This window comes from Ktedonobacter sp. SOSP1-52, assembly GCF_016587395.1.
Genome location: NZ_BNJH01000003.1, coordinates 610,994 through 623,530, shown reverse-complemented (window position 1 = coordinate 623,530; position 12,537 = coordinate 610,994). Strand labels below are relative to the sequence as shown.

Genomic DNA, 12,537 nt, shown 5'->3' with positions numbered 1-12,537 from the left:
ACACGGAGAGACGCTAGCACACGCTCACTACGGAGAAAGGCCGAGGAATAGCTCCTCATAGCACTATGCAAGAAACGTCAGCCGCCGTTATTGTGGCCGCGGGTTCCAGCCGGCGCATGCAGGGCCGAGATAAGCTCTGGCTCTCGCTTGCGGGCCGCGTGACCCTGGCTCATACCATCGATACCTTCCAGGCTTCGCCTCTCATAGATACCATTGTGATCGTGACCAACGCGGAGCGCCTTGCCGATGTGGACGACCTTTGTCAGCGCGAACAGTGGCAGAAAATTATCGCGGTCGTTCCCGGTGGCGCTCGCCGCCAGGACTCAGTTCGGCATGGACTCGACGAGCTGGCACGACAGGTTCCCACCTGCCGCTGGGTCATGATCCATGATGCCGCGCGACCCTTTGTGACGCAGGAGATTCTGGCCGCGGGCCTCCAGGCTGCGCAAGAACACCAGGCGGCCATTGCCGCCGTTCCAGTGAAAGATACCATCAAACAGGTACGCAAGGGTATTATTACTGAGACGCCTGACCGCGCACTCTTGTGGGCCGTACAGACCCCCCAGGTCTTTGCCTTTCCCCTCATTCACCAGGCCCATCATACGCCGCTCGCACAGGAGGATATGACGGATGATGCAACCTTGCTTGAACGCCTGGGGCATGCAGTGGCCGTCTTTCCCGGCTCGTACACCAACATCAAGATTACCACCCAGGAGGATCTCCTCTTTGCGGAAGTTTTTATCAAAGGACAAACACGATGACAATGCGTATTGGTACTGGCTATGATGTACACGCCTTCGTGCCCGACCGCCCCCTCATCCTGGGAGGCGTCCAGATCCCTTATGAGTATGGCCTGGCCGGCCATTCAGACGCGGATGCCGTTCTGCACAGCGTGGTCAACGCGCTAATGGGGGCCGCGGCACTTGGCGATATCGGGCAACACTTCCCCTCCGAAGATCCTCGCTGGAAGGATCAACCCAGCACCGTTTTCCTGGAATATACCCGCGACCTATTAGAGCAGCACCAGTGGAAAATCAGCAACATTGATGTGATGATTATTGCCCAGCGCCCAAAGCTCGCGGGGCACTCCCTGGCCATGCGTGAACACATCGCCAAACACCTGCGCCTGGATATTGGCCAGGTCAGTGTGAAGGCCGCCACCACCGATGGCCTGGGCTTTGTCGGACGACGCGAAGGCATCGCCTGCCAGGCCGTGGCGCTTCTCGAACGCTAACCACACGCGACATTCCAGGATAGTACCGCGCTATACAATAGACACATAGAAACATGTTTCGTAAGGAGCGGTACACCATCCATGGCAGAATTTACTGGACGTGTCCTGGTACTGGGGGCCAACGGCGAGACAGGGCGCCAGGTGGTGGCCTCCCTCCAGGCAAAACATATTCCCGTCCGCGCTGTCGTTCGTAGCGCACAAAAAGCGGCGGGCCTGAACTCATCCAATACAGAAATTGTTATCAGCGAACACCTCAACGAGGAGACGCTGGAGGATGCGATGCAGGGGGTCAGCGCGATTATTAGCACCATTGGCACCCGCTCGATGAGCGACCTGGAGCTTATCGAGGAGAGCGAGTACACCTCTGTTATGTATCTTATCACGGCAGCGAAAGCAACGGGTATCCAGCAAGTAGTGCTTTGCTCTTCCATGAGCACCAACAAGCCCGAACGCATCCCTCCCCTGACCCGGGTTCTCCGCGCCAAATATAAGGCCGAGCAAGCTTTAATCGCGAGCGGTCTGACCTATACCATTGTCCACCCGGGAGGCCTGAACAACGAACCAGGCGGCGAAGATATCTTTGTGGCTCCCCATCCCCTGCCAACCGATGGTATGATTTCGCGCCAGGACGCCGCAGAAGTCCTGGTACAGGCTCTTCTGCAACCAGAGGCACGCAACAAGAGCGTAGACGTCATTAGCCTCTCCGGGCAGGGACCCGCCACTCGCCGGGGCCTCTTTCGCGTCTAATAATGTAGGGTCCATGCTGGCATGGACTCGCCCGGCCCGCAGGCCAACCCCAATCGCTGGGAGCGTCGCTGCGCTCAGAGTCCATGCCAGCATGGACCCTACAATTTCATATCTTCACGACAAAGCCTTAAAAAGTTCTTCAGTTTTGGCGGCCATAATAAAGTCATTGCGATGCAGGCCGCGAATGGCATGCGTCCACCATGCCACATCCACCAGGCCCCACTGGAGCGTAATGGCAGGATGATGTCCCTCTTGCTCTGCCAAGGCCCCTATCTTGTTTGTCAATTCCAGGGCGGTGGCAAAATCTTTGACCTTGTACCGGCGCTCCAGGTGCAGCACGCCCTCATGCTCAACAGTCTTCCAGCCGGGAATGTCAGTCATATACGTGCTGATCTCCTCGGCGGTGGCACGAGGCGACTCCGCACGGCACGCCTCACATTTCATAGAAGCCAGTTCTGCCATCACAACCATCCCTTTCCTGTCCCGGGAACGTCGCTATTCAGCTTTTTTCTCTTCAAGCAACAATTTCTGCACGGCCTTGCCAGGGTTGGAGACCGCATTCACCTGGTCTTTCAGTTTTGAAAAGTCCTCGACCGGCACTTCGGCCATAAACTTATCTTTAGCCTGCTTGGCCTGACCTGCGGTTTTACCAGCACCATGCATAAACGAAGAGAGGGTCTTTGGGCCAAAGATAGCCAGCACGACCACGGCCAGGACCGCAAGTTCTAAGGGATGAAAACCCATTTTCAGACTCCTTTGTCGAGCGTCATGGATTGATACGCATATCCAGGTCTCGCTCTCAATGATCCTTCCATTTCCATATTCTACCATACTCTCTGTCGCTCATTCCGCAAAAATATCGCCCCAAATTGAGAGAGGCCCACGTTCTCTTTTGACAGAGAGGGTCCCTCTACCCAGCACTTCCCCACACCCCCTACACTGGGTAGGCCGACCGGTTCTCCCCCATGACGCCGGTCGGCCTCTCTTTCGCGACGCAGACTATCTGGATCACTCAAAACTACCAATTTGGCCTATCGCGCCAGAAATCATATGTCATCTTCACTAAAGCATGGTATGATAAGAAAATATATCGGTCAGAAAGACACAAGAAAGAGCATACACGCCACATGCCCGCATCGTCATTTAAAACATCTTCAAGGGGACAGGCCAGTTATCTGTCACCCACTCATACAATCAATCCACGCTCGCCGTACACACAAGGTGGAAGCGTGGTGGGTGTCATCATTATCGCTATGCTCCTCTTCGCGCTCTCAGGACTGATCCTTGGTATGACCGTGGGCATCTTCCAGCACCTCAAAGGCCCACAAAAAAGCCCACAAGCTATGGCCGCCACTACCCACATTACGGCGACCAGCACCCATACCACGCCCGTCAACAAAATTCCGCTCAACTGCCCCTTGATCGATCAAGGCGTCTACCAGGGCGTAGCCAACGGCGAGGTTGCGTATACGCTTTCAGCGCATGCCGTCGATAAATCTGGCACATGTACCAAATCCGGGAATGCCATCCATCAGAAAGGCATTACCTTCAGGCTCTGGCTGACAAAAGTTCCCAGTAACAAACGCATCGATATTCCTGCATCTACCTGGTCAGACCTCAACAAGCTCCAGTCTCCTCTTACGCATGAGATCGCCAACGGGCTCCAGTTCGACGCCACCACGCCCCAGGTGCAAGCAAGCAATGGTCAGGGACAGGGAACCTGGAAATTTGGCGTCTCGCCCGAGGTAAAGCCCGGGACCTACTACCTCGTTGTGCTAACAGACTGGGATGGCACCTACGCCAACTGGACCTGGCTCTATTTCACAGTGAAAGCGGCTCACGCCTGAGCACACAAACGAGCAGAGCCACCTTGCTTCCCCCTATAAATGCCGCCAGCTTCACATTCTCATGAGTATGATCTTATTCCGTAACCCAACGTCACTGCCGTGATTAGCGCTTCGCGCTCAGGGTTTCGGATCAGAAGTACGTCCCCATTTTGGGCTACGCTTAGTCCTGTTTTATAATCCCCTTCTCGCCAGCATGGTATCATGAATACGGATCAACGAACTATTTAGATATACGCATAGAGTATTTCATGAGAAGAAGAGAGCGCTTGCAGCATGCAACAATATGATCGCAACAATCTACCAACCACAGATACGCTCCGTACCAAGAGCCGTTCCCAGACAGTAATCACCACCGCCCTCTTGCTGTTTGCCATCACAGGCCTGCTTTCTGGCTTCACATTCAACGCCATGAATCGCCCACCCAAAAGCACACCACCCACAACGAATATTACCAAACAATCTCCGGTTGCGACAAAAACAAAGACTCCCACCTCCTCCCCAACGACACAGCCTATAGTCGATGTGGCGGCAACGAGCCTGGGGTGCCCAACAGCAAACGTCGACCAGCCTACGCAAAAACCTGACGGAACAACCCTCTACACAGCATCACTCCAGGCTGTGACCAAAGGCTCCAAAGGAGCAAATAAATGTCAAGGGGAGGTACTCAAAGCCCCTGAGATTACATGCAAACTCTGGCTTACCAAAAATCCAGATGAGACCAACAAGGCCTTGACCAAAGATAGCTATGCACTTCTTAAGAACCTCGATAATCTGGAACAGCCAATTCCCAATGAGGAGCAGGGCGCCCTGGTCTTCTCCAGCAACGCACAATCGCTACAGCCATGTCATAACGATGGGACCGCCAGCTGGCAGTACCAGGTCAGTACATCGGTCCAACCTGGTACATACTATCTTGTCTACGTTGTTGACTGGAAGGGAAAGCGCTTCAACTGGAGCTATAAGCAGGTCACGATAGCCTAACCGCTTACAGCAGGGCGAGCCTACGCAAAATTCCTCGTGCCAGGGCGGCGAATTTCGGACGTGCGAAGTTCGCGACTTCCAGCACGCTTACATGATCGACCTCTTCTTGCTCGTCGCCTGTCGCAGTATTCGTAATCAGGCTCATGCCCAGGACACGCATCTCCATATGCCGAGCGATTACGGCCTCGGGCACCGTCGACATGCCCACAGCATCCGAACCAATCAGGCGCAGGAAGCGCAACTCGGCCTTGCTCTCAAACTGTGGACCTACAACCATGGTATAGACGCCCTCATGTAGGCACAGGCCCGGAACATCCTGCGCCGCCTCACGTGCTAGCGCTCGTAACTCCGCGTTGTAAGCGTTGGCCACCGCCGGGAAGCGCACGCCAAAGCGCTCATCATTGGGTCCAACCAGGGGACTCATCCCCACCATGCCCGGTAAGAAGATATGGTCGCTCATCAACATGACATCACCAGGCTTATACTCGGGATTGACTCCACCGGCGGCATTGGTGACGATCAGGGTCTGCGCCCCCAACTGGTGCATGACACGTACAGGCAGCGTGATCTGGGTCGCGTTATAGCCCTCGTAGAGGTGAAAGCGCCCCTGCATGATAACCACAGGCACGCCTGCCAGGGTCCCAATGAGTAATTGGCCTGCATGGCCAGCCACAGTCGAGCGCGCAAAGTGGGGTATTTCTTCGTAGGGCAACGCTACGGCGTTCTCAATCTCTGTCGCCAGATCTCCTAGCCCGGACCCCAAAATCAAGCCCACCAGGGGCTTCTGGAGCGCACGAGCTTGAATAGCTTCCGTCGCCTCCATCATCTGTTCGTATATCACGATTTGACTCCTTTAGCGTTTGTTTACTCTGCTCTCCCTCCTCTCCCACTACCATCCTGCTATTATCTTCGCACAAGACGCAACCCATAAGAGGCTCCTGCCGGGCCTCGCGAAAACGTGCTATAATGCACACAACATCCAGTTTGATCAGAACCGTTTTCTACTCTATTGCATCGCACTGGCCACCAGGAGGTGGCTGTGAAACGATAAGGAGACACGTACAGGATATGGCTAAACTGCATGATTTGTTTACGCAGGCACGCCGGGCGCGAAGTGGTAGCGGGATGGGCTTTTTGGGCAAAAGCAGAGCCGAATCCAAGGCGCACGCCGCCGCCATCGTCGTCGAGTTTCCCACGGTTAGCGCGGGCAGCGCGGAAGCAGCGCTCAAAGCCGGTGCCGATGGGCTGCTTTTTCAATGGAACGGCAAAGATAGCGCTGCTCTCTCCGCACTAAAGCAAGAGCTTGACGCAGCACGCTCCTACCAGGAGGATATAGTCCTCGGGCTGCACCTGGCTGGCAATGGCGAATCGCTCAATAGCGAAGCTATTACCAGTATCAAAGAGCAGGGCTTCAATTACATCACGCTGCCATTAAATGCGCCAGCACACCTCCTGGCTCAGGAGTCCAAAGATGTAGAGAAGGTCGTCATCCTCCCCGTCCAAAATATTATGTCGCCGCTCCGCTCGGGCGATGTCTCACCATACTTTACTATTCGTAACCTGTCTGGACTCGATGGCATTGCCGCGATTCTCCTGGACTTCGATATCGAGAAGCCATTTGGCTCCCTGAGCATCGAGGATATTCTCCATTACAATACCGTTCGTGGGTCCGTCCAGCATCCTGCCTTCATTCGTGTCGGTGGGCGCCTCAATGAGAACGATACCCGCACCCTCAAGGCCCTCAATGTCCAGGGTGTGGTGCTGGAGGCAGATAAGAGCCTGGAGACCACCCAGGAGCAGGTAAAAGCGCTCCGCGCCCTCCTGGAGAAGCTTCACGAGGAGAAGGGGGATTCCTCCTCACCGTTCTCGCTTCAACGCTAGCTAAATAAAAAAGCGACTTCTCGCCACTACGTGGCTCGCAGGGTAGTAATGTGTTGATGGCAGGCTAGCTCAACGCCAGCCTGCCATCAACACATTACCCTATACGAAGCACCGCAAACAAATTGTAGGGTCCAAGCCAGCTTGGACCCTACAGATCCTCAATTTGCAATGGGACTCATTTACTGCCTGTATCGACGGGCTTCTCGTCAGGCAGGGCGATAGCGGGGACACGTGAGAGCGTGGATTGCCGCCAGAAGAGTTGCTTGCGCGGAATACGCCGTAGGAGGCCCCTGGTCGTTTCCCAGACCTGCTCAGGGCGTTCATTGTTGCGCCAATAGTAATAGCAGGCGATCTCGTCTGGATCGGCGCTACATAATTTCTTAAAGGCGGCCTCCAGCTCTGGCTCCTCCGCTTCCCGCAGGTTATAGTTCTGTAACCAGAGCTGACTGCGCTTCTCCTGCCTCCTGGTCAGTTCAACGAGCTTGCGCCCCCATTCCTCAACCTTCGCGACATCCTCCCCCAATAATTGCCAGAAGAGATGGCAGCCCATCGTATCAAGCTCAGGAATAGTCGCCAACTCCTCCATCAATTCCAGGTCCTGGGGCAAGAGCACAATGGTCGTCGTGATCCTGGAGTTTATGCGCTTCACGGATTCAAACAGCTCGCCAAAGAAGTCCACCATGGAGCGGCGCCGAAAGTGTTCCAGATCGGTAATATCTGGGCAGAGCGCACGACATACCGGGCAATAACAGGTAATCTCGGGGCCGCGCGGCTCATCGATCAGCAGGCCACTAATAGGGTAATTCTTCAGGTAAAATTCGATCTCCCCCAGGAGCCAGGAGCGGAAGGGCTCATGATTGTAACAGGTCATCCCGTGGTGACGCCCATGCCGATCCTGCACACGCGATTGTGGATGCCGAAAGGTGTACCAGCTTGGCATATGTGAGGGGCCTGCAAAAAGATTGCCATAGCGCCCAAGGCTAAGGATGATTTTGAGACCAGCATCCTGTGCCTGTCGTAACCCTCGCTCCAGATCCTTTCCCCAGCGCTGCTCCTCTTCTTCGTGAACGGCATAGACAATACTATTTGCCCCAGCCGCACGAATCTGCTCAAAATCACGTTTAACCATCTCAGGGTGAAATAAAGGATGGAAATAGGCGACGGTAATATCCATTGACATCAAACTCCAGAAATAGGCATTCTACGCGAAGCTCTACACAAGCCATCAATACATGTTTATGTCAGAGTATATCATAACCTCGCTCGTTTCATCTCATCAAAGGGGATTTCTAGGCTATCCACTATAGCAAATGCTGCTTGCCTGTGCGCTTGCGCTTCTAAATGAGAGAACGATAAAACACCTCATTTTTGCGATGCCTGGGCGAGCGCAGCAAAAAAGCTTGACAATCACAGGCGTTCAAGGCACAATGCAGGCATGGGAAACGCATATACCACATCACAATCAACAGGCTACACCGGCTCGACGCCTGGGCGGACGCGCTTCGTTCAATCATACGCCAAAATTAATCTAACCCTCGATGTCCTGGGACGGCGCGCGGATGGCTTTCATGAGCTTGTCACGCTGATGCAAACACTAGATATTTACGATACCATCTGTGTCAGCGAAATTGAGGAACCGCGAGTCGAGATTATCTGCTCACGACCAGAATTGAGCACGGCAGAGAATCTGATTGTGCGTGCCGTGCAGGCCGTGCGTCAGCGCCTCTCATTGGAGCATGGTTTTGTCATTGAGCACCAGAAGCGCGTTCCCGTGGCGGCTGGCCTGGGTGGTGGAAGCAGCAATGCCGCCGCGACGCTGCTCCTGCTGAAAGAGGGCTGGGATCTGCCACTTTCAATGGCTGAGTTGCATGAAATCGCGGCTGCCCTGGGTTCAGATGTACCCTTCTTCCTGGCCGGTGGCCTGGCCCTATGCGAGGGACGCGGCGAGCGCATCACGCCTCTTGCCCCTCACTGGCCACAGGCTATGCGCTGGCTCATTCTGCTCAAGCCAGCTATCAGCGTCTCGACTGCCCTGGTCTTTCGCAATCTCTCCCCTGCCGACTATAGCGATGGCGCCAGTAGCCGCAAAATACAGGACGCGCTCGCGCACAAGAGCAATTTCCAGCTTTCAGATCTACATAATAGCCTCCAGCGTGGCGTGCTTGAACGCTATCCTGAAGTCGCGCAGGCTCGTGAAGGTATGCTCCGGGCGGGTACGGCCCATGTCTTTCTCTCTGGCAGCGGTCCCACACTCTTCGCACCCTTCGCACAATTGAGCAACGCTTCCCAGGTCTATCAACAGTTGTTGGCGCAAGGCTACGAAGTCTACCTGACACGCGCCATCTATCCACAAGGAACAGAGGCAAGCTTCTTCTAGCGCCTTCCCGACCACACCGGTCCCAACTTCTCTCTCCAGTGAGCAGAAATCTGTTACAATAATGCCATTGCGGTAACAAGAGAACATGTTCAATAACGACATGTGTCAATAGAGAGAAGTTGGAGGTTTCCAGCCCTGCGTCAGCATATTATCAGTGCGCTTTGCACGCTTCTGCGCTTCCCATTTGCGCTTCTCGATTTATTTCGCGCTCCTTTCGTGCAACGCGCCAAAAAACATCCACGCTCCATTGTCATTATCAAACCTTGCTGTCTGGGTGACGTGATCATGACCACGCCTCTGCTGGAGGTGCTACACCGAGCTTATCCTGAAGCACATATCACCTATGTGGCGGGTTCCTGGTCAAAAGTCATCCCCGAGCACCATCCAGCTGTGAACGAGGTCATTGACTGTGGCTCTGTTGGCATTCCTGGTCGCTACAGCCTGCGCGAATATAGGTCCTTTGCCCGTCGCCTGCGGGTCTCGCACTTTGATATGGCCTTCGTGCTTGATCGCTCGCCGATGCTGACCCTGCTCCCCTGGCTCGCGGGCGTGCCAAGACGTGTTGGACCAGATAGCAAGGGGCGTGGCTTCTCCCTCACAGATCGTGTTCCAGTCTCATCCTCGCCTGAACACTTGCAGCACGAAGCCGATATCTACCTCGACCTGGCGCGTGCGCTAAAGCTTCCTATTGAGCAGCCACGCATGCGCTTTGTGCCTACGCCCCAGGAGCGCCAAACGGCGCAACACTACCAGGGAACACAGATCGCCGTCTTTGTCGGGGGTGGCAGTAATCCCGGCATGGATCTGACGGCCAAGCGCTGGCCCCTTGAGCGCTATCGTGCCCTGGTGCAGAAACTGATATGGGATCTGGGCGCGCGTGTCCTGCTTATTGGCGGTCCTGGCGATGCTCCACTGACCCAGCAATTGCTGGAAGGCCTGGAGGTGCCTACGGGCAGCGTCCTGGACCTGGCTGGCAAGACCAGCATTGGCGAGTTGGCAGCACAACTCGAAGCTTGCTCGCTCTACATTGGCAACGATAGCAGTCCCATGCACCTGGCCGCCGCCGTCGATATTCCCGTCATAGGCATCTTTGGACCAACCAGTCCCGAGGAGTATGGCCCCTATCCCACCAATGATCCCAGGCATATCGGCCTGTGGAAGCATCCCACGCGTCAGCCCTGCTTCTTCCTGGGCAAGATGCGCGAGTGTCAGAATTGCACCTGTATGCAAGCGATCACGGTAGAGGATGTCTGGGAAGCAGTTCAGCGCCTGGTTCCTAGCAACAGCGATCACGAGGTGCGCCCATGAAACTGGCTCTACGCACGCTGATTCTCCTCCTGGTCCATCTCCTGGGCTGGCCTCGCATCCAGCGAGCACGTAAACAACCAGGAGAGAAACCGCGTATTCTGCTACTGCGCCCAGACCACCTGGGCGATATGGTGCTGGCGACGCCCGTCCTGGATGCGCTACGCGCGCAACTCCCCGAGGCACATATCACTATGATGGTCGGCCCCTGGTCCAGCGCGATTGTCGAGCGCCACCCATCCCTGGATGAACTCATTCCCTGCGCTTTTCCAGGCTTTCAGCGCGCCTCCCAGCATCCACTCGCGCCTTACATGCTTCTATTCAAACTGGCAAAGCAGCTACGCGCTGGCAACTACGATGTCGCGATCAACCTGCGGCCCGACTTCTGGTGGGGCGCGGCCCTCGTCTACCTGGCGGGTATTCCCCGCCGTGTTGGCTACGCGCTCCCGCCTGCGACACCATTCCTCTCATGCACACTCCCTTTTCCTGAGCATCAGCACTCAACCTTCTATAACCTGGAGCTGGCCAGTGCGGGCCTACAAGCTCTTGGACAAGCTCCCCTGGAGACGCCTTTCACGCCGGAACGCTATCCACTTCGCTTTGAGACAACGGAGCAAGAGCGGCAGTGGGTGGCTCAGACGCTGCATGATGCCGGAATCGCGCCTGAGGCGCCTGTCGTGATCATTCACCCCGGCACCGGCGGCGCTGTCAAGCTCTGGCGCTCGGAAGCCTGGGCGACCTGCGCCAATCAGCTCCAGGCCTCTTATCCTTCGCTTCGCTTTGTCTTGACCGGGACACCAAAGGAGCGTCCCTTGCTGGAAGAGGTCGCTGAGAGGATGGTCACACAACCGCTCTGCGTCAGCGATAGCAGTGTGGGACAGCTTGCTGCGTTGCTGCAACGCGCCAGCCTCGTGATGGGCGTGGATAATGGTCCCCTGCACCTCGCAGTCACGCAAGATGTGCCAAGCATACGCATCTTTGGTCCAACCGATAGCCGCATCTTTGGCCCCTGGGGCGCTCCTGCGCGTCACCGCATTATCACTTCAACCCAGCGCTGTCCCGGCTGCCCAAGCATCCCATGCGGACGGCTGGACTTTACAGATGAAGAGCTTCCCCAGCACCCTTGCGTACGCGTAGTGTCTGAAGAGAGCGTGCTCGCGCTCGCCAGAAATATCCTCTCTCCCGTAAACGACGCGCATAATACTTCTTCGCGTTCTTGAGCCGCATGCTAGACGTGCGCTAATCTGGGTAGCCCATGCTCCCCTGGTTGGCGCACTTCTCCCTCCATGTTCTATACTGAGAACATAACCCCCATTAAACCATGCCGCAAGGCCGCTTGAAGGAGTTTTATACACTTTATGATAGATGCCAACACTATCGCCACCAATGCCTTCGTAAAGCATGTGCGCAGCAATCCCTATCCAGGGCGTGGACTCGTCCTTGGTCGCGCCTCAGATGATCATGGCTGGATTATCGTGTACTGGATCATGGGTCGCAGCGAACAGAGCCGTAACCGACGCTTCACTGTGTCAGGGAACGTTTTGAAGACGGAGCCGGTTGACGTCAGCCTTGTCGCCGATCCCAGCCTGATCATCTATGAGGCCATGCTCGAACTTCCTGGAATCTACCTCGTCAGCAATGGGGACCAGACGCGCACGCTGTACCAGTCCCTCCAGGCGGGGCTATCCTTTGACGCGGCCCTGGCGACGCGTGAGCGTGAACCGGATGCCCCACACTTTACACCTCGCATCAGCGGTATGATCGATCTGCGGCAGCAGCCAGGCTCCATCACTCTGAGCATTCTCAAAGCCAATCAGACGAATCCAGAGCTTACCGACCGCTACACCTACCATCCTGCCACGCCCGTCCCTGGCTATGGCTATGGACTCACGACCTATATGAGTCCTGGCACGCCTCTGCCTAGTTTTACAGGCGATCCCCTCCTCCTTCCCTGCCAGGGAGCACCAGAAGAGGTCCTCAGCTTCTACTGGAACGCGCTGAATGAGGATAATCGCATCTCGCTCGCCGTGAAGCATATTACCGATGATGGCCAGAGCACTCTCCAGATCCATAACCGCTTTGAATCAGAGGTCCGCTAAGTGTTGATGTAGTGTGGAAGGCCCTGGCAGTCTGCGGAGGCCAGGGCCTCCCACACTACGTTCCCC

General features: G+C 55.7%; 14 protein-coding genes. 10 read left to right on the top strand and 4 right to left on the bottom strand.

Going from position 1 to position 12,537, the window contains the following annotated elements; genetic code table 11:
* Positions 1-65: 65 nt before the first annotated feature.
* The 3 genes from ispD to JMJ16_RS28320 all read left to right on the top strand — a co-directional run bounded on the left by ispD (position 66) and on the right by JMJ16_RS28320 (position 1,981).
* Positions 66-761, top strand: coding sequence for a 2-C-methyl-D-erythritol 4-phosphate cytidylyltransferase (ispD, locus tag JMJ16_RS28330; RefSeq protein ID WP_201387055.1), 696 nt, complete (start codon positions 66-68; stop codon positions 759-761).
* A gap of 2 nt (positions 762-763) precedes the next feature.
* The gene (gene ispF / locus JMJ16_RS28325) at positions 764-1,234 is read left to right on the top strand and encodes a 2-C-methyl-D-erythritol 2,4-cyclodiphosphate synthase (protein WP_236601838.1); all 471 of its coding nucleotides are present in this window, start codon (positions 764-766) and stop codon (positions 1,232-1,234) included.
* An 81-nt stretch (positions 1,235-1,315) separates the two neighbouring features.
* The gene (locus tag JMJ16_RS28320) at positions 1,316-1,981 is read left to right on the top strand and encodes an SDR family oxidoreductase (RefSeq protein WP_201387051.1); all 666 of its coding nucleotides are present in this window, start codon (positions 1,316-1,318) and stop codon (positions 1,979-1,981) included.
* A gap of 114 nt (positions 1,982-2,095) precedes the next feature.
* Here the strand turns inward: JMJ16_RS28320 and JMJ16_RS28315 are convergent, their stop codons facing one another.
* Together JMJ16_RS28315 and JMJ16_RS28310 are read right to left on the bottom strand one after the other, a co-directional pair.
* The gene (locus JMJ16_RS28315) at positions 2,096-2,443 is read right to left on the bottom strand and encodes a 4a-hydroxytetrahydrobiopterin dehydratase (protein ID WP_236601730.1); all 348 of its coding nucleotides are present in this window, start codon (positions 2,441-2,443) and stop codon (positions 2,096-2,098) included.
* 33 nt (positions 2,444-2,476) lie between these two features.
* Positions 2,477-2,725, bottom strand: coding sequence for a twin-arginine translocase TatA/TatE family subunit (locus tag JMJ16_RS28310; RefSeq protein WP_201379863.1), 249 nt, complete (start codon positions 2,723-2,725; stop codon positions 2,477-2,479).
* A gap of 383 nt (positions 2,726-3,108) precedes the next feature.
* Between JMJ16_RS28310 and JMJ16_RS28305 the strand changes: the two genes are divergently transcribed.
* Positions 3,109-3,828 carry a hypothetical protein gene (locus JMJ16_RS28305; RefSeq protein ID WP_201387049.1) on the top strand — a complete coding sequence of 240 codons (720 nt, stop codon included), beginning with the start codon at positions 3,109-3,111 and terminating at the stop codon, positions 3,826-3,828.
* Between the two features lie 273 nt (positions 3,829-4,101).
* Positions 4,102-4,809 (top strand): hypothetical protein, encoded by a 708-nt coding sequence (locus JMJ16_RS28300; RefSeq protein ID WP_201387048.1) that lies wholly within the window; start codon positions 4,102-4,104, stop codon positions 4,807-4,809.
* A gap of 4 nt (positions 4,810-4,813) precedes the next feature.
* On the opposite strand, the gene JMJ16_RS28295 is transcribed toward JMJ16_RS28300, so the two are convergent.
* Complete coding sequence (locus JMJ16_RS28295; protein WP_374229127.1) at positions 4,814-5,647, bottom strand: purine-nucleoside phosphorylase; 834 nt, start codon at positions 5,645-5,647, stop codon at positions 4,814-4,816.
* A 230-nt stretch (positions 5,648-5,877) separates the two neighbouring features.
* Here JMJ16_RS28295 and JMJ16_RS28290 point away from each other — a divergent pair, with 230 nt between their 5' ends.
* Entirely contained in the window at positions 5,878-6,690 is an 813-nt protein-coding gene (locus JMJ16_RS28290) for a hypothetical protein (protein ID WP_201387046.1), read from the top strand.
* Between the two features lie 175 nt (positions 6,691-6,865).
* Here JMJ16_RS28290 and JMJ16_RS28285 read toward each other — a convergent pair whose 3' ends face one another.
* Positions 6,866-7,864, bottom strand: a complete 999-nt coding sequence (locus tag JMJ16_RS28285; RefSeq protein ID WP_201387044.1) for a hypothetical protein — start codon at positions 7,862-7,864, stop codon at positions 6,866-6,868.
* Between the two features lie 261 nt (positions 7,865-8,125).
* Here JMJ16_RS28285 and ispE point away from each other — a divergent pair, with 261 nt between their 5' ends.
* The 4 genes from ispE to JMJ16_RS28265 all read left to right on the top strand — a co-directional run bounded on the left by ispE (position 8,126) and on the right by JMJ16_RS28265 (position 12,471).
* Positions 8,126-9,067 (top strand): 4-(cytidine 5'-diphospho)-2-C-methyl-D-erythritol kinase, encoded by a 942-nt coding sequence (gene ispE, locus JMJ16_RS28280; RefSeq protein ID WP_201387042.1) that lies wholly within the window; start codon positions 8,126-8,128, stop codon positions 9,065-9,067.
* A gap of 102 nt (positions 9,068-9,169) precedes the next feature.
* Complete coding sequence (waaF, locus tag JMJ16_RS28275; RefSeq protein WP_307813212.1) at positions 9,170-10,375, top strand: lipopolysaccharide heptosyltransferase II; 1,206 nt, start codon at positions 9,170-9,172, stop codon at positions 10,373-10,375.
* Entirely contained in the window at positions 10,372-11,592 is a 1,221-nt protein-coding gene (locus JMJ16_RS28270; protein ID WP_201387038.1) for a glycosyltransferase family 9 protein, read from the top strand. Before waaF ends, JMJ16_RS28270 begins: the two co-directional genes overlap by 4 nt.
* A 138-nt stretch (positions 11,593-11,730) precedes the next feature.
* On the top strand, positions 11,731-12,471 hold the full coding sequence (locus JMJ16_RS28265; RefSeq protein ID WP_201387036.1) for an IMP cyclohydrolase: 741 nt from the start codon (positions 11,731-11,733) through the stop codon (positions 12,469-12,471).
* The last annotated feature ends 66 nt before the right edge of the window (positions 12,472-12,537 follow it).

Coding starts and splice junctions, on each gene's coding strand:
- JMJ16_RS28320 (WP_201387051.1), top strand. CDS start 1,316: ATGGCAGAATTTACTGGACGTGTCCTGGTACTGGGGGCCAACGGCGAG.
- JMJ16_RS28305 (WP_201387049.1), top strand. CDS start 3,109: ATGCCCGCATCGTCATTTAAAACATCTTCAAGGGGACAGGCCAGTTAT.
- JMJ16_RS28315 (WP_236601730.1), bottom strand. CDS start 2,443: ATGGCAGAACTGGCTTCTATGAAATGTGAGGCGTGCCGTGCGGAGTCG.
- ispF (WP_236601838.1), top strand. CDS start 764: ATGCGTATTGGTACTGGCTATGATGTACACGCCTTCGTGCCCGACCGC.
- JMJ16_RS28310 (WP_201379863.1), bottom strand. CDS start 2,725: ATGGGTTTTCATCCCTTAGAACTTGCGGTCCTGGCCGTGGTCGTGCTG.
- ispE (WP_201387042.1), top strand. CDS start 8,126: ATGGGAAACGCATATACCACATCACAATCAACAGGCTACACCGGCTCG.
- JMJ16_RS28285 (WP_201387044.1), bottom strand. CDS start 7,864: ATGGATATTACCGTCGCCTATTTCCATCCTTTATTTCACCCTGAGATG.
- ispD (WP_201387055.1), top strand. CDS start 66: ATGCAAGAAACGTCAGCCGCCGTTATTGTGGCCGCGGGTTCCAGCCGG.
- JMJ16_RS28265 (WP_201387036.1), top strand. CDS start 11,731: ATGATAGATGCCAACACTATCGCCACCAATGCCTTCGTAAAGCATGTG.
- JMJ16_RS28290 (WP_201387046.1), top strand. CDS start 5,878: ATGGCTAAACTGCATGATTTGTTTACGCAGGCACGCCGGGCGCGAAGT.
- JMJ16_RS28300 (WP_201387048.1), top strand. CDS start 4,102: ATGCAACAATATGATCGCAACAATCTACCAACCACAGATACGCTCCGT.
- JMJ16_RS28270 (WP_201387038.1), top strand. CDS start 10,372: ATGAAACTGGCTCTACGCACGCTGATTCTCCTCCTGGTCCATCTCCTG.